Raw genomic sequence first — 16,438 nt, 5'->3', positions numbered from 1 at the left:
GGCGCCCGTTGCCGACGGTAGGCTTTTGCGCCGTCGTCCGAAGACAGAGACGGAGTTCTCCTCCCAGTGATCACGCGCGAACGGGTCCGTGCCCTCGTCGAGGCCCCCTGGTTCCAGGCCAGCGTCATTACCCTCATCCTGATCAACGCCGTGATCCTCGGTTTCGAGACGTCGACGCGGATGATGGACAACCACGGTGATCTCCTGAAGAGCGTCGACCGGGTCATCCTGGCCCTGTTCGTCTTCGAGATGGGCCTGCGGATGTTCGCCCATCGCCGGGAGTTCTTCCGGGACCCCTGGAGCTGGTTCGACATGGTGATCATCGGGATCGCCCTGCTCCCGGCCTCCGGTCCGTTCGCGGTGCTGCGGATCCTGCGGGTGCTCAGGGTCCTTCGACTGTTGTCGGTGATCCCGTCGCTGCGCCACGTGGTGGCCGGGCTGTTCCGCGCGATGCCCGGCATGGCCTCGATCATGGTCCTCGTGGTGCTGCTGCTGTACGTCTCCGCGGTGATGGCCACCCGGCTCTTCGCCACGGACGCCCCGCAGTACTTCGGTGATCTGGGGACCTCGCTGTTCACCCTGTTCCAGATCTTCACCGCCGACGGCTGGAGCAACATCGCGGCCGAGGTCATGAAGCACCAGCCGTACGCGTGGGTGTTCTTCGTGGTCTTCGTCATGGTGTCCACGCTGATCGCCCTCAACCTGTTCATCGCGGTGGCGGTCGAGGCGTTGGACAAAGCCGGACACGAGGAGCAGTACGGCAGACCCGGGCAGGGCGGCGCCCCGGGCGCCGAGGAGGGCAGCGCCCCCGACGGAGACCCCGGGGACACCCCGGACGGTGGTGCCAGCCGGACCCCGGACGAGGGCCAGCGGCAGATCCTCGCCGAGCTGCGGGCGCTGCGCGCCGAGGTGGCCTCGCTCCGCGACGAGCGCGAGCTGCTCCGTGGCGAGCACGAGCGCATCTAGTCGCCGCACCAACCAGCAACCGCCCCGTGGTGCCGCGCCATCCGCAGGACGTGTCCGCAAGGGGGAAGGCCACGCCAACTGCGAGGGCCGAAGCCTCCACCGCCACCGCAACGGTCCGAGGTCAGCGGTCGCCGGCGTGGAGCTCACTGAGCCGGGTTCGAGGACTGTGGGACCGGCGGTGGTACGCGTGGCGGGGGCCTCGGCGTCCTGGGCCGCTTAGCGGGCTCCCGTACGGGCGCGGAGCTGTTCGGCCAGGCACTCGAGTTCGGCCGCCGTGGAGGGTGAGGCGTTGTTGAGTCCGCTGTGCACGGCCGTGGGGCTCCTCAGGAAGCGCCGGAGCACGGCCACGAGGGGCCCTTGCGGCAGAGCCCGCAACGCGGCGAACGCGTGAGGCACCGGCGGCGTCTCCATCGAGGCGAGGTTGTGCCGCATGACCTGCAGCATGCCGCGGACCGCGTCCGGATCGTCGGCCAACGCTTCCGGGCCGCCCGCCGCGTAGGCCGCCTGCTCCAAGGGAACCGCGGACGCGGCGTGCGTCCTGAGCCAGGCGTCCATCCGCGGCTCGGCCCTGGCGTTGATCCCGGCGGTGCGGAACGTTTCCACGATCCGCTCCAGACGCGGGGTGGTACGTCCGTCCGGCTCGCCGATCGGTGTCGCGACCCGGCGGGTGAGGACATTGCTCTTGCGATAGCGGACCACGTCGCCGTCCATCGTGCCGCCGGTCGTGGGGAATCCCAGGAGCAACCGCTCGTGGCCGATCCCCGCGCTCAGCGCCTCCGGTCCGCCCGCCCAGTTGAGCATGGAGAGCACGTCCTCCGGGACACCCGCGAGTGATTCCAGCACCGCGTCCGCCTGATGGGCGCGGACGAAGACGGTGATCAGGTCGTACCCGCCCTCCGGGCGCTCGACCACCGGTACCGGCACCTGCCTGACCGCCGGGCTGTCCTCCTCGGCGAGCCGCACGCCGTGTCGGCGCAGAGCTGCCAGGCGCTCGCCCCTGGCGAGGAGCGAGACGTCGTGGCCGGCCTCGTGCATGTGTGCCGCGAACAGGCTGCCGCACACCCCGGCGCCGTAAACGAGCAGCTTCATGATGATCCTCTTTCACACGTTCGTTTGAATCATACGTTCGTTTGATTCAAACATATGTATAGTCGCTCGTGTGGCAAGCCCAGACACCCGAACCCAGATCCTCGACGCGGCCGAGCACCTCTTCGCTGAGCACGGATACCGCGGCACCTCGGTTCGCGCGATCACCACACTCGCGGGAGCCAACCTTGCGGCCGTCGGCTACCACTTCGGCTCGAAGTCGGAGCTGATGGCCGCGGTCGCCCGCCGCGTGATCGAGCCCATCAACGCGGCCCAGTGCGCCGGGCTCGACCGACTGCTCTCCCGGACCCCCGAACCACCGGTCGCCGAACTGGTGGAGGCGTTCGCGGGGCCGATGTTCGACGGGATGCGGGCCGGCGGCGCGGGTGCCCGGACATCCAGGCTGATCATGACGATCCTCAGCGACCCCGCCGAGGAGGTACGCAGCTGGACCGGCCCGGCCGAGGACTCGGTCCGCGAGCGCTACCTCGCCGCCTTCGCGCGCGCACTTCCCCGCCTGTCCCCGGAGGAACTGGGGTTCCGGATGCGGGGGATCCTCGCCGTGACGGCCGTCGACCGCCTGGAGGTGCACCAGGAGCCCACACCGGGCTGCGGTTCCCCGGGGCCGGGCGAAGCGGCCCGGGAGTGGGCGATCACGTTCCTCGCGGCGGCGTTGAGCGCGCCTCCCACCCGGACCTGACGAGCCCGGACGGACGCTGGCGGCGCGGGTCGGGCGGCGTTCGCCCCGCGGCTCGCCGCGTTCGGGCCGTTGGTGTCCCGGAGGGGCTGGAGACGGGTTGGGCCGAACCCGTCCAGGCGGAGAATGACGGCGGAATCACCTGGTTGCGGTGTCTCCTCGCCCTCAGCGATGACACGAGGGGTTCCTTCGAGCGGCGCGGCACCACGGGTCGAACGCTGGTTGATGCGGCACCGGCCCGTGGAGGCCCGCGCCCCGGTCCGACGGTGGCGAAGGCGGAACGACGCGGAGCGGCCCCAGCCCCCGGTCCGGCGGTGTGAATCGCGTCCGTTGGTGCTCTGACGTGCGCGGAAGAGCCCGTGGTTGGCGGCTTTCATGGGAGGGTAGGGGGACAGCCGCACGCGGTGTCCGGTAGGGCCCGCAGCCGATCATGGACGACGAGGAGCGACCGGATGTCTGCGAGTACACCCCTTCCTCGGACCGAGGACGTCGGGAACAGGTCCGGTGGGGCCGTCCCCCTGGACCGCCGGAAGGAGTGGGCCGCCCTGGCCGAGCACCGCGAGCGGTTCGGCGACACCCACCTGCGGGACCTGTTCGCCGAGGACCCCGCGCGGGCCGACCGGTTCTCGCTCGACGTCGGCAACCTGCACGCGGACCTGTCCAAGAACCTCCTGACCGAGCGGACCAGGGGACTGCTCACCGACCTGGCGGAGGCCACCGGTGTCGCCTCCCTGCGCGACGCCATGCTGAACGGCGAACACGTCAACCTGACGGAGGACCGCGCCGTCCTGCACACCGCCCTACGGGCCCCACGCGGTGTGGTGATCCGTGAGGGCGGGCACGACGTGGTGCCCGAGGTGCACGCGGTCCTGGACCGGATGGCGGCCTTCGCCGACCGGGTGCGCGCACGGCGGTGGCTGGGTCACACCGGCCAGGCGGTCACCAGGGTGGTCAACATCGGCATCGGGGGTTCCGACCTGGGCCCGGCCATGGCCTACGAGGCGCTGCGCCCGTACACCGACCGCGGGCTGGAGTTCCGCTTCGTCTCCAACGTCGACGGCACCGACCTGCACGAGGCGCTGATCGACGCCGACCCCGAGCGGACCCTGTTCGTGGTCGCCTCCAAGACCTTCACCACCCTGGAGACCGTCACCAACGCCACGGCGGCCCGGGACTGGCTCCTGGCCGGGCTGGGGGCGGACTCCGACGCGATCGCCCGGCACTTCGTGGCGGTCTCCACGAACGAGGAGGAGGTCTCCCGCTTCGGGATCGACACCGCCAACATGTTCGAGTTCTGGGACTGGGTGGGCGGCCGCTACTCCTACGACTCGGCGATCGGCCTGTCCCTCATGGTGGCCCTGGGCCCCGAGGGGTTCCGCGAGATGCTCGCGGGCTTCCACCTGATGGACACCCACTTCGCCACCGCTCCCGCGGAGCGCAACCTGCCGTTCCTGCTGGGCCTGCTCGGTGTCTGGTACGGCGGGTTCTTCGACGCCCAGTCACACGCGGTCCTGCCCTACAGCCACCACATGTCGAAGTTCACCGCCTACCTCCAGCAGCTGGACATGGAGTCCAACGGCAAGTCGGTCCAGCGTGACGGCCGCCCCGTCACCTGGCAGACCGGCCCGGTGGTGTGGGGGACACCCGGGACCAACGGCCAGCACGCCTACTTCCAGCTGCTGCACCAGGGAACCCGGTTCGTCCCCGCCGACCTGATCGGGTTCGCGCGCCCGGCTCCGGACCTGCCCGAGGGGCTGGTGCCCCAGCACGACCTGCTCATGGCCAACCTGTTCGCTCAGGGGCAGGCGCTGGCGTTCGGCCGCACCGCCGACGAGGTCGCCTCCGAGGGGGTGCCCGCGGACCTGGTTCCGCACCGGACCTTCCCCGGCAACCGCCCCACCAGCACGATCCTGGCCGACCGGCTCGACCCGTCGGTGCTCGGCCAGCTGGTCGCCCTCTACGAGCACAAGGTGTTCGTCCAGGGCGCGGTGTGGAACGTCAACTCCTTCGACCAGTGGGGCGTGCAGCTGGGCAAGGTCCTGGCGAAGCGGGTGCAGCCCGCCCTGACCGAGGGCGCCGAGGTGCCCGACCTGGACGCCTCCACGGCCGCCCTGGTCCGGCGGTACCGGGACCTGCGCGGCCGCTGACCTGACGGGGAGCGCCTCCGGGGCTCCCCGCAGGACGGCTACCCCTCGCCGCCGCCGACGGCGGCGAGGGAGGGGGCGCGTCCGGCCTCGATGTGCGCGGCCATGGTCAGCCTCGCGAGCCGGGCGTTCCCGGTGCTGACCGCGGCGTAGATCTCGTGGTGCGCCTGGAACTCCAGGTGGGGGTCGCGGAAGGCCGTCAGGGCGAACAGCCAGCGGGAGCGGGAGAGGATCGGCGCCATGAGCTCGGACAGCAGCTCGTGACCGGCGGCTTCGACCACCTGCGCGTGAAAGTCCGCGTTCGCGGTCATGATGTGGTCCGGGGAGCCCGTCTCCGTGGCCTCCGCGGTCGCCTCCATGGCCGCCGCCAGACCGGCGTGCACGTGCCCCTCGGCGTGCTGGTGGGCCGCCCGCTCGGCGGCGAAGGGTTCGAGCCTGATCCTCAGGTCGAAGAGCTCGTCGACCCCCGAGGGGGACATCGTCCGCACGGTCGCGCCCCTGTGGGCGCTGGTCATGATGAACCCGTCGTGCCTGAGGTTGCGCAGCGCCTCGCGCACCGGGAGCCGGGACACGCCCAGCTCCTCCGAGAGCTCGCGTTCGCGCAGCCGCGCCCCCGGTGCGTACCGGCCGGAGATGATCCCCTCACGGATGGCGACCTCGGCCGCCTGCGTGAGGGGGGCCGACCCACCCGATGTCCGTGTCATGAGACCCGTTCCCGCCGTGTGCGCTTGGTTCACCCCCGGCCGGTGCGGGCGTCCTTGGACTCGGCCCCGAGAACCGGGAACGACGGGGGGAAGAGGGCCTCGACCGGGCGGTGGAGGCCGTCCCGCTCACTGTAGCCGCGCTGGAGTTCCTCGAACACCTCCTGCGCCTGGTTCCTGAGCGCGACCAGGTCCACACCGGGCAGTCGCCCGTCGGTCACGACCGGACGACCGGCGACGAAGGTGTGGGTGGCGTTGCGGGCGGTGCCGTTGAGCACCAGAGTGCGCAGGGGGTCCTCCACGACGCCGTCGCGGAAGTCGTCCAGGGAGAACGCGGTCAGGTCCGCACTCGCTCCGGCCTCCAGGCGTCCGAGGTCGGGGCGCTTGAGCGCGGCCGCGCCGCCCAGGGTCGCGGCGCTCATGTAGCCGCTCAGGCTGGCGGCGCCGTGCCCGTGGAGCAGGCGCGAGGCGTGCAGGCCCACGTCCATGCCGCGCACGAGGTCGGGTGGGAAGGAGTCGGTACCCAGCGCCATCGTCACTCCGGCGGCCAGGAAGTCGTTGAAGGTCTCCAGGATGTCGCCGTACCGGAAGGTGGTCAGGGGGCAGTGGATCACGCTCACGCCCGCCCTGGCCAGGCGGGTGAGGTCGACGCCGTTCGGGCCGGTCAGCTCCGGGTTGCGGTCGGTCCACAGGGCGTGGGGGATGAGCAGCCGGTCGTTGAGCAGTCCGCTGCGCTCGATCAGGTCCAGCGGGGTGAGGCCGTGGCGCTCGATGATCACCTTGCGCTCCCACGGCTGTTGGAGGGAGTGCAGGCGCACGAGGAGGCCGCGCTTCGCGGCCTCCTTCGCTGTGCGCTCCAACAGTTCGGGCGTGAGCGTCTCGATACGGCAGGGGAGGAGGACCGGCCGGACCAGGTCGTCGTCGCGCTCGGAGAGCTCGTCCGCGAAGCGCAGGGCCTCGTCCAGGCCGGACTCACCGCGCGCGGGGTCCTCGACGAAGGTGCGCTCGCCGTCGGCGACGGCGCCCACAGCGGAGCGGTACGAGGGGCCGAGGTAGCCGCGCAGGCCCCAGTCGCGGGTGAGGTCCGCCAGGTGGCGCAGTTCCTCGGCGGACTCGTTCCACTCCAGGTGGATCTCCGAGGCGATCGGCATGTAGGTGGTGACACCGTGCAGGGCGAGCTGTGCCAGCCCGAACCTGCGCAGGGTGTCGCGCTGCTCGGGGGTCAGGACGTCGCGCGGACGGTCGCGCCAGTGCTCGACGGAGCCGACCAGGGAACGAGCGTGTGCCGGGTCGTGGTGCGCGTCGAGGATGAGGTGGTCGATGTCCACCAGGGCGTCCAGGTCGATCAGCCCGGGGGTGAGGATCGAGTCGCCCAGGTCCAGGACGGGCGCGGTCGACGTCGGGGTGCCGGTGCCCACCTCGGTGACGACGCCGTCGGAGTGGGCGACATAGCCGTCCCTCAACCAGACGTGGGAACCCTCGGAATGCGCCAGCACGTACCGTGCTCTGATGACCTGATCCATGAAACTTGTATACCACGAGCCCTTAAGTTGGGGATGGGTGTGGCCGTAAGGGAAGCTGAAGTTGGGGCCATATCGCTCTTGACAGCGGTTTTGCCCCAACCATAAGCTCCTCGAAAATTAAGCGGCTCACTGATTGGTATCCCAGATGAGGGCAAGAAAGCAGCAGGCGGAGTCGCACGGGGACGTGTCGAACCGCGGTTCGGTCGGTCGCGGTGACTGGGTGACCGCCATCGGCGTGAGCCTGCTGATCAGTGTCGTGTCCGTGTTGGTCGGTGAACACAAGTTCCGGGTCGGACCCGCCGCCATCGTGCTGTTCCCGCTGGTCTGGGTGGTCCTGCTGGGGGCCGTCGTCGGCCTCCAGCGGTGGCTCCCGCTGGGCGGAGGCGCCCGTTCGGCGGGCGAGGCCCTGATCCCGGTCGGCATGGTCCTCTTCCTCGCGATGCTCGGCACCGGCATCGGCCCGTCGATCGGCATGGTCGAACAGGTCGGACCGGCCCTGCTCATGCAGGAGGTGGGCCAGCTCTTCGGGACGATCATCCTCGCGCTGCCCATCGCCGTCCTGCTCGGCATGGGGCGCGCCGCCATCGGTGCCACCTGGGCGATCGACCGGGAGTCCTACCTGGCCTACGCCATCGACCGGTTCGGGACCTCCTCGCCCGAGTACCGGGGCGTGTTCGGCGTCTGGATCATCGGTTCGATGTTCGGTGCCGTCTTCATCTCCCTGATCACCGGCGTCCTTGGCGGCACGGGCCTGTACAACCCGCTGTCGCTGGCCCTGGCACTCGGTGTCGGCTCCACCTCGATGATGCTCGGCGGCGTGGGCGCCCTGGCCCTGCTCTACCCCGACCAGGCCGCCGAGATCGCCGCCCTGGCAGCCCTGTCCAACCTCGTCACCAACATCGTCGGCTTCTACGCGGGTGTGTTCATCGGCCTGCCCGTGGCCCGTCGCCTCTACGGCTTCTGGTGCCGTGTGTTCCGCCGCCCCGCCCCGGAGATCGAGGAGGCGGGGCTGGTCGCCCGGGGGCAGGTTCCCGAGGGTGACGCCTCGGTACGCCCCAAGGAGGACGGCGACGCCGCGGTCGAGGCCGAACGACCGCGCGACCCCGACGTCCCCCGGGGATGGCGGCCGGGTGTCGCCGCCTACGCCTTCGCCGGTGTGGCGGGGCTGCTGCTCAACTGGCTGGGCACCGGCGGCTTCCACCCGCGCGACGTCGCGGGTATGGCCGTGCTGCTGCTGATGACGGGGATCGCGATCCTCCTGGCCCGCAAGGTGAGGGCCATCCCGGCCACGGTCTGGGTCCTGGCCATCGCCACGATCGTGACGACGCCGATCTCCCCGGTCGCCGGGGTGATCGCCGACCTCGTCCAGAACCTGAACGTCCTCCTGATCGGGCTGCCCCAGCTCGCGCTGGTCGGGATGACCATGGGCCGCGATCGCGAGGCGTTCTCACAGCTGAGCTGGAAGATCGTGGTGGCGGCCGTGCTGACCTTCACGACCACCATCGTCGCCTCCGCCACGCTCGCCGAGCTGTTCATCCACCTGTAGCCCCAGGCCGAACCGAGCCCCCCCCGAAGGGAACCCGCATGCTGCGCGTCACCAACGCCGTCCTGCCCGGCCGGACCGCGCCGGTCACCGTCGTCGCGGAGGACGGGCGCATCACCGCGATCCAGGAGGGGGACGTCGCCGGGGCCCCGGGCGACCGGGTCATCGACGCCGAGGGCCGGACCGTCCTGCCTGGTCTGGTCAACGCCCACGCCCACATTGACAAGACCCTGTACGGCGGTCCGTGGGTCTCCGCGCCACAGGTGGAGACCGTGGCCGAACGCGTCGCCCACGAGCGGCGCCACAGGGACGCCCACGGACTGCCCTCGCGCGAGTACGCGTCCGCGCTGGTGGAGGCGATGGTCGCGGCGGGCACCACGCACCTGCGTACGCACACGGACGTCGACCCGGGCGTGGGCCTGCGGGGGATCGAGGCCGTCGCGGAGGTCGCGCGCCGGTACCGGGGCGTGATCGACATCGAGCAGGTGGCCTTCCCTCAGGGCGGGCTCGTCACCAACCCGGGGACGCTCTCCCTCCTGCGCGACGCGGTGGGGGCCGGGGCCTCGGTGATCGGCGGACTCGACCCCGCAGGGTTCGACGACGCACCCAACGCCCACCTCGAAGCCGTCTTCGACCTCGCCGCGTCCACGGGCACCGGTATCGACATCCACCTGCACGACGGCGGGTCGCTCGGAGCCTGGGAGATGGGCCTCATCGCCCGCATGACGCGGGAGTACGACCTGGGCGGACGCGTGGCGGTCTCGCACGCTTTCGGGATCGCGCACCCGCCCACCCGGGTCCGCCTCCTCGAACAGTTCGCCGAAGCGGGCGTCGCCCTGGTGAACGCGGCGGTCTACGACGCCCCCGTGCCACCGCTCCGGGCCTGCGCGGAGCACGGGGTGCTCCTGGCCGGCGGTACGGACGGCATCAACGACCTGTGGGGACCCTTCGGCGACGGCGACATGCTGCGTCGGGCCATGCTCATCGCCTACCGCAACTCCAGCCGCTGCGACGACGAACTGCTGCTGGCGCTGGACACCGTGACGACCAACGCCGCCCGTGTGCTGGGGGTCGACGACCACGGTCTGAGGGTGGGCGGCCCCGCCGACCTGGTGGTCGTCGGCGCGCGGTCGGCGGCCGAGGCCGTGGCCAAGGTCCCCGCCCGCGACCTCGTGCTCAGGGCCGGGACGGTCGTCGCCCGTGACGGTGTCTTCGTCGGCGCGGAAGGTGGAAACGCCCTACTCCGCTAGTGCAAACTCTGCGTAGTCAAGTAGCAACACATTGACACCAATGGGTGGCTACACGCAGAGACAGCAGGAGGCAGGGGTACATGACCGCGCCGATGGACGTGCCTGATTCTTCCCAGCACGCCGAGCCAGAAGCGGTCGTCGCGGGATCCAGGAACGCCGCCAGCCGATCCCTGCGCCAGATCGCCTGGCAGCGGTTCCGCAAGGACAAGGTCGGCATGACCGGCGGGGTCGTGGTCGTCCTCCTCATCCTGGTCGCGCTCTTCGCACCCCTGCTCACCGCCTGGTTCGGCCACCCGCCCAACCAGTTCAACCAGGGCCTGGTCGACCCGCTCACCGGCGGAGTCCTGCGTGACCCGGACGACCCCGCCCGGGGCCTGGACCCCTGGGGCGGGATCAGCACCCAGTACCTCCTGGGCGTGGAGCCGGTCAACGGCCGCGACCTGTTCAGCCGCATCGTCTACGGCGCCCGCACCTCCCTGCTGGTCGCCACCGTCGCCACCGTGGTGTGCGTGGTCATCGGCACCGTGCTGGGCATCCTCGCCGGGTACTTCGGCGGCTGGGCCGACGTCGTCATCAGCCGCACCATGGACATCTTCCTCGCCTTCCCGCTGCTGCTCTTCGCGATCGCCCTGGTCGGCGTCATCCCCGACGGCGCCTTCGGTCTGTCCGGCAACAACCTGCGCATCGGCGTCCTGGTGTTCATCATCGGGTTCTTCAACTGGCCCTACATCGGCCGGATCGTGCGCGGACAGACCCTCACCCTCAAGGAACGCGAGTTCGTCGAGGCCGCCCGCAGCCTCGGAGCGGGGAGCACCCACATCGTCTTCCGCGAGATCCTGCCCAACCTGGTCACGCCGATCCTCGTCTACTCCACCCTGCTCATCCCCACCAACATCCTCTTCGAGGCGGCCCTGAGCTTCCTGGGCGTGGGCATCAACCCGCCCATGGCCACCTGGGGCGGCATGTTGGAGAACGCCCTGCGCTTCTACACGACCTCGCCGCACTTCGTGATCATCCCGGGTCTGGCCATCTTCGTCACCGTCCTCGCCTTCAACCTCTTCGGCGACGGTCTGCGCGACGCCTTCGACCCGCGCTCCTCCGACTGACACCCCGCACGGGCCACCCGGCCCCACAGCCCAGCCGAGACCTTCGGCCATCCGGGGCCGTGCGCCGCACGGCCCCACCAGCGAACCGACCAGGAGGCCCAGGTGACCACCCTTCACTTCACGCGCCAGCAGGCGCCCGGGCGGCGCGGCGTGTTCCGCCGAATCGCCGCACCCGCGGCAGCGGGTACCGCCATGGCGGTGCTCCTGGCCGCCTGCGGAGGCGGGGGCGGAGGCGGCGGAGGGCAGTCCGACGCCGAGTTCAACGAGGGCGAGACCACCATCGTCAACCCCTCCGACCAGTCCGGCGGGACCCTGCGCTACGCCATCTCCTCCGACTTCGACTCTCCCGACCCCGGCAACACCTACTACGCCTTCAGCTGGAACTTCTCCCGCTACTACGCTCGCACCCTGCTCACCTACACCGAGGCGCCCGGCGAACAGGGCATCGAGCTCCAGCCCGACCTGGCCGAGGCGATGCCCGAGGGCAACGACGACTCCACCGAGTGGACCGTGCGCATCAAGCCGGGCCTGAAGTTCCAGGACGGCTCGGAGATCACCGCCGAGGACATCAAGTACGCCATCGCACGCAGCAACTTCGGTGACCAGGCGCTGCCCAACGGCCCCAAGTACTTCCAGGGGCTGCTGGCCGACAGCGACGACTACGAGGGCCCCTACGCCGACGAGGGCGATCCGCTGGCCGGGTTCGACGGGATCGAGACCCCGGACGACCACACCCTGGTCTTCCACCTCAAGGACAGCTTCTCCGAGTTCCCGTACCTGCTCATCCAGCCGCAGACCGCGCCGGTGCCCGCCGACGCCGACCGGGGCGAGCAGTACCAGAGCAACGTGATCTCCTCGGGGCCCTACAAGTTCGAGGGGGAGTACCGCCCGGGTGTGTCCCTGAACCTGGAGCGCAACGACCAGTGGGACGCCTCCACCGACCCCACCCGCAAGGCGCTGCCCGACCGGATCGAGGTGGAGCTGGGCGTCGACCAGAACGAGATCGACCAGCGGCTGGTCAACGGCGAACTCGACGTGGACCTCGCCGGTGCCGGTGTCGGTCCGGCGATGAAGGGCACCGTCATCACCGACGAGGACCAGCGCCACAACGTCGACAACCCGCAGACCAACACCCTGCGCTACGTCAACATCAACACCGTCATGGAGCCGCTGGACGACCTGGCCTGCCGACAGGCGATCATGTACGCGGCCGACCGGGACGCCCTCCAGCGCGCCTGGGGCGGCGACACCGGCGGTGACATCGCCACCCAGATCATGCCCGGCGCCCTCCCCGGCTCCGATCCGAGCTTCGACCCCTACCCGTCCGACGACAACAAGGGAGACCTGGACAAGGCCCGGGAGAAGCTGGAGGAGTGCGGGCAGCCGGACGGCTTCTCCACGGCCATCGGCGCCCGCGCGGACCGGCCCTCGGACGTCAGCACCGCCGAGGCGCTCCAGCAGGCCCTGGCCCGGGTGGGCATCGACACGGAGATCAAGCAGTACCCGTCCGACACCTACACCAACACCCAGGCGGGTTCGCCGTCCTTCGTGGCCGACAACGACCTGGGGCTGACCGTGTACGGGTGGGCGCCGGACTGGGCGAGCGGCTACGGGTTCATGAGCAAGATCCTGGACGGCGACGCCATTCAGCAGGCCGGTAACTCGAACATCTCCGAGCTCGACGACCAGCAGATCGACGACTGGTTCGACGAGGTGGTCGCGGTGGCCGACCCGGACGAGCGCGCGGACATCTACACGAAGATCGACGAGCGGGCGATGGACCAGGCCGCGATCCTGCCGGCCGTGTTCGAGCGGACGGTGCTGTACCGACCCGCGAGCCTGACCAACGTGTACTACCACGCGGGTTACTCCATGTACGACTACATGGCCCTGGGCACCAGCAACAACTAGCCAGGGTCGGTACGGCGGCGGTTCCTCCGGGGGAGGGGCCGCCGCCTCCGTGCGTGGAGAGGCGACGCGTTAGATCAGCTGGCGCCGCGCGGCCCAGACGACGGCCTCGATGGGAGTGTTCACCTCGAGGACGTCGCAGATGTGGCGGATGCGGCGGCGCAGGGTCCTCGCGTCGGTCTCCAGGTGTCGCGCGGCCACTTCGCTGGTGACGCCGGTGGCGATCTCCGCGAGCAGTTCGAGGTCCTCGTTCGAGAGGCCGCCGTTGTCCGGTGCCGGTATCCTCCGCCGCTCGCGTTCGACCAGGATGACCGCTTCCAGGGGACTGTTCACGTTGAGTCGACGGCAGATGGAGTAGACCCTGCCGCGGAACGACCTCGTGCTCATGTCGAGGTTCCTCGCCGATTGCTCGGTGGTGAATCCCTTGCCCAGTTCATCGAGCACTCGCAGATCCGTGCTGCTCAGGGCCTTGATGGCCTCGCTGGCCTGTTCCTCAGCACCTGCTGGGAGGGGACTGTTTCCAAGTGCGTTCCACACCTGGGTGGCAAATGATTCCTTTTCCTTACTGGGCACGGTCTTCCTCCTCTCCGGGTGAGAGATCCCTGATGGAGTCGTCGTACTTCTGGGCTATTTCCTGGGCGGCGTGGCTCTGCTGGGCCGAGCGCTGGAGTTGTTCGATGATGTACGGCGAGGCGACGCCGATGGCGAGCGCCCCGAAGGGTCCCGAGACCTGGTCCGCCAATCCCGCCGCCGTCGCGAGACCGCCACCGATGGACAGCCTGATGAAGGCCGAAACACACCACGGGCCGAAGTCGGGCTCTTTGGAGGATTTCCAGGGCCAGTGCCGGTATTTTCGGATCCCCTGATTCAGTTGTAGTCCTTCGACCGCCGCCGCCCCGAACAGGCCCCACAGCGCGAAGCTCAAGGGAGTCATGTCCCGGATTCTTCCAGAACAAACGCCATTCAGGTAAGGGGAATCGAGTGATGAATGGTGTTGGTGATCTTTCCGATTCGCCGCCCCGTTCCCGCGCCAGGGGATCGCCGCCGAGGTCGGGGTCGACCCTCCCGCTGCTCATGGGGTTCGTCGGCCGGGTCCTCGTGGAGGGTGGCCGGGTCCGAGGTCCGGACCCCTTGTACACGCCGACTTCATCGCGTGATCGTCTGATTGCTATGGGTTACGGTTTGGCTTCGGGGTGGAACGTCTCCGCTCCGCCCCGGGCCCCGAGGCCCTGGCCCCCGACGAGAGAAGGCACGCGCCTTGCTGACCTACATCCTGCGCCGCCTGGGCGCGGGTCTGCTGCTCCTGGCCGTGGTCACCATGGTCACCTTCGCCATCTTCTACGTGGTGCCACGATGGGCGGGCCGGACCACCGAGCAGCTGGCCACGATGTACGTGGGCCGGGCTCCCACCCCCGAGGCGATCCAGGCCACCATCGAACGCCTGGGCCTGGACCAGCCGATCGTGGTCCAGTTCGGCGAGTTCGTCCGGGGGATCTTCTTCGGCGCCCAGTACCAGTTCGGCCGGGACACCATCGAGTGCTCGGCCCCCTGCTTCGGCTACTCCTTCCAGACCTACCAGGAGGTGTTCCCCGAGATCATCTCCCGCCTCCCGGTGACGGCCTCCCTGGCCATCGGCGCGGGCGTCATCTGGCTGGTGGGCGGCGTCGCCGTCGGCGTGGTCTCGGCCGTGTGGAAGGGCAGTCTCTTCGACCGCCTGGCGATGGGCATCGCACTGGCCGGTGTCTCCCTTCCGATCTTCTTCACCGGTCTGCTCGCCCTGGCCTTCCTCGTCCACTCCTGGGGCCTGTTCGCCACCCCGCGCTACGTCCCCTTCTCCCAGGACCCCCTCGCCTGGGCCCAGGGCATGCTGTTGCCGTGGCTGACCCTGGCGTTCCTGCACGCGGCGATGTACGCGCGGCAGACGCGGGCGGGCATGTTGGAGACCCTCAACGAGGACTACATCCGCACCGCGCGGGCCAAGGGCCTGAGTGAGCGCAAGGTCGTGCTCAAGCACGCACTGCGCCCCACCCTCACCCCCATCGTCACCATCTTCGGGCTGGACCTGGGACTGGTCCTGGGCGGCGCCGTCCTGACCGAGCAGGTCTTCTCCCTCAACGGGATCGGCCGGTACGCGGTCCAGGCCATCACCCAGAGCGACCTTCCGGTCATCCTCGGCGTGACCCTGTTCGGCGCGTTCTTCATCGTCATCTGCAACCTGCTGGTCGACCTGGTCTACCCGCTCATCGACCCGCGCGTGCGCATCCACAACTGAGAGAGGCCTTCCGATGACCGAATCCCCTTCAGGGTCCCCGGCCGCTGCCTCCGCCGCGCCCGTCGTGCGCGTGGACGACCTGCACGTCACCTTTCCGACACTGGACGGCGACGTGCACGCGGTCGACGGCCTGTCCTTCGAGGTGCCCGCCGGTGGTGCCCTCGGCATCGTGGGTGAGTCGGGTTCCGGCAAGAGCGTGACCTCGCTGGCCCTGATGGGTCTGCACCGGGGCAGCCGCGCGCGGATCACCGGTGGGATCGAGGTCGTGGGTACCGACGTGGTCGCGGCCACCGACAGGAAGCTGCGGTCCATGCGGGGCAACGACATCGCGATGGTCTTCCAGGACCCGATGCAGTCGCTGCACCCGCAGTACACGATCGGCAACCAGCTGGTGGAGGCGCTGAGGGTGCACCGGCCGCAGGTGTCCCGGGCCCAGGCGCGCACCAGGGCGATCGAGTCCCTGGAGAGGGTCGGTATCCCCGAGCCGGCGAAGCGGGTCAACTCCTACCCGCACGAGTTCTCCGGCGGCATGCGCCAGCGCGTCCTGATCGCCATGGGTCTGATGTGCGATCCCAAGGTGCTGCTGGCCGACGAGCCGACCACCGCCCTGGACGTCACCGTGCAGGCCCAGATCCTGGACCTGCTGGACGAACTGCGCCGCGACCTCGACATGGGCCTGATCCTCGTTTCCCACGACCTCGCCGTGGTCGCCGGTTCCGTGGACGAGGTCGTGGTCATGCGGGAGGGCAGGGCGGTGGAGCGCGGCGACGTGCGTGGGGTCCTCGCCGAACCGGAGCACCCCTACACGCAGGCGTTGCTGGCCGCCGTGCCGCGCGTGGAGGTGTCCCGGGCCGAGCGCCGCGCCCGGGACCGCGCCGAGCGGGCGGAGAGGGCGCGCCGGGAACAGCGCAGGTCCTCGGGAGCGACAGCGGAGTCCGTCGGCTCCGAGTCCGCCGAACCCGCGCCCTTCTCGGCCTTCGAGCCCGCCACCCCGGCCACGGGGGACCGGGGTGAGCCGCTGCTGCGCGTCCGCGACGTCGCGCAGAGCTTCAAGGTGCGGGGCGGGCTGTGGGGCCGGGCCACGGACTTCTGGGCGGTCAAGGGCGTGAGCTTCGACCTGTACAAGGGCGAGACCCTCGGGGTCGTCGGTGAGTCCGGATCGGGCAAGAGCACGCTCTCCCGGATGGTCATGCGGCTGCTGGAGCCCACCGAGGGCACGGTGGAGTTCGAGGGCCGCGACAT

General features: G+C 70.1%; 14 protein-coding genes and 1 pseudogene. 9 read left to right on the top strand and 6 right to left on the bottom strand.

The annotated features are described in order from the left end of the window. The first annotated feature begins 66 nt into the window (after positions 1-66). Positions 67-966, top strand: coding sequence for an ion transporter (locus tag BDW27_RS26075; RefSeq protein WP_017544903.1), 900 nt, complete (start codon positions 67-69; stop codon positions 964-966). A 216-nt stretch (positions 967-1,182) separates the two neighbouring features. On the opposite strand, the gene BDW27_RS26070 is transcribed toward BDW27_RS26075, so the two are convergent. Then, positions 1,183-2,055, bottom strand: coding sequence for a ketopantoate reductase family protein (locus BDW27_RS26070; RefSeq protein ID WP_110052324.1), 873 nt, complete (start codon positions 2,053-2,055; stop codon positions 1,183-1,185). A gap of 70 nt (positions 2,056-2,125) precedes the next feature. Here BDW27_RS26070 and BDW27_RS26065 point away from each other — a divergent pair, with 70 nt between their 5' ends. Together BDW27_RS26065 and pgi are read left to right on the top strand one after the other, a co-directional pair. Beyond that, positions 2,126-2,752 (top strand): TetR/AcrR family transcriptional regulator, encoded by a 627-nt coding sequence (locus tag BDW27_RS26065; protein ID WP_110052323.1) that lies wholly within the window; start codon positions 2,126-2,128, stop codon positions 2,750-2,752. A 449-nt stretch (positions 2,753-3,201) separates the two neighbouring features. Further along, positions 3,202-4,896 carry a glucose-6-phosphate isomerase gene (pgi, locus tag BDW27_RS26060; protein ID WP_110052321.1) on the top strand — a complete coding sequence of 565 codons (1,695 nt, stop codon included), beginning with the start codon at positions 3,202-3,204 and terminating at the stop codon, positions 4,894-4,896. A gap of 38 nt (positions 4,897-4,934) precedes the next feature. Here the strand turns inward: pgi and BDW27_RS26055 are convergent, their stop codons facing one another. Both BDW27_RS26055 and BDW27_RS26050 read right to left on the bottom strand, forming a co-directional pair. Further along, entirely contained in the window at positions 4,935-5,597 is a 663-nt protein-coding gene (locus BDW27_RS26055) for a GntR family transcriptional regulator (protein WP_017544907.1), read from the bottom strand. Between the two features lie 29 nt (positions 5,598-5,626). Then, on the bottom strand, positions 5,627-7,117 hold the full coding sequence (locus tag BDW27_RS26050) for a chlorohydrolase family protein (RefSeq protein ID WP_110052319.1): 1,491 nt from the start codon (positions 7,115-7,117) through the stop codon (positions 5,627-5,629). Positions 7,118-7,262: 145 nt separating this feature from the next. On the opposite strand from BDW27_RS26050, the gene BDW27_RS26045 reads away from it, so the two are divergent. The 4 genes from BDW27_RS26045 (at position 7,263) to BDW27_RS26030 (ending at position 12,927) form a co-directional block, all read left to right on the top strand. Beyond that, a complete protein-coding gene (locus BDW27_RS26045) occupies positions 7,263-8,663 on the top strand; it encodes a DUF3100 domain-containing protein (RefSeq protein WP_233515939.1) in 1,401 nt (466 codons plus the stop codon). Between the two features lie 38 nt (positions 8,664-8,701). Beyond that, entirely contained in the window at positions 8,702-9,910 is a 1,209-nt protein-coding gene (locus BDW27_RS26040) for an amidohydrolase (protein ID WP_110052316.1), read from the top strand. An 80-nt stretch (positions 9,911-9,990) separates the two neighbouring features. Next, on the top strand, positions 9,991-11,016 hold the full coding sequence (locus BDW27_RS26035; protein WP_110052314.1) for an ABC transporter permease: 1,026 nt from the start codon (positions 9,991-9,993) through the stop codon (positions 11,014-11,016). 102 nt (positions 11,017-11,118) lie between these two features. Next, positions 11,119-12,927, top strand: coding sequence for an ABC transporter substrate-binding protein (locus BDW27_RS26030; RefSeq protein ID WP_110052312.1), 1,809 nt, complete (start codon positions 11,119-11,121; stop codon positions 12,925-12,927). 69 nt (positions 12,928-12,996) lie between these two features. On the opposite strand, the gene BDW27_RS27940 is transcribed toward BDW27_RS26030, so the two are convergent. From BDW27_RS27940 to BDW27_RS26020, 3 genes and pseudogenes are all read right to left on the bottom strand, one after another. After that, positions 12,997-13,233, bottom strand: coding sequence for a LuxR family transcriptional regulator (locus tag BDW27_RS27940; RefSeq protein ID WP_370446553.1), 237 nt, complete (start codon positions 13,231-13,233; stop codon positions 12,997-12,999). Between the two features lie 6 nt (positions 13,234-13,239). Next, positions 13,240-13,461 (bottom strand): annotated as a pseudogene (locus tag BDW27_RS28050) (helix-turn-helix transcriptional regulator); the annotation flags it as partial. Between the two features lie 25 nt (positions 13,462-13,486). Further along, entirely contained in the window at positions 13,487-13,858 is a 372-nt protein-coding gene (locus BDW27_RS26020; protein WP_110052309.1) for a hypothetical protein, read from the bottom strand. A gap of 324 nt (positions 13,859-14,182) precedes the next feature. Here BDW27_RS26020 and BDW27_RS26015 point away from each other — a divergent pair, with 324 nt between their 5' ends. Both BDW27_RS26015 and BDW27_RS26010 read left to right on the top strand, forming a co-directional pair. Then, positions 14,183-15,196 carry an ABC transporter permease gene (locus BDW27_RS26015; protein WP_017544913.1) on the top strand — a complete coding sequence of 338 codons (1,014 nt, stop codon included), beginning with the start codon at positions 14,183-14,185 and terminating at the stop codon, positions 15,194-15,196. A gap of 13 nt (positions 15,197-15,209) precedes the next feature. Continuing rightward, on the top strand, positions 15,210-16,438 hold a 1,229-nt coding region (locus BDW27_RS26010), incomplete at its 3' end, for an ABC transporter ATP-binding protein (protein ID WP_110052307.1).

This window comes from Nocardiopsis sp. L17-MgMaSL7 (assembly GCF_003182025.1).
GTDB lineage: Bacteria > Actinomycetota > Actinomycetes > Streptosporangiales > Streptosporangiaceae > Nocardiopsis > Nocardiopsis prasina.
This window is presented reverse-complemented; position numbering and strand designations above follow the sequence as displayed.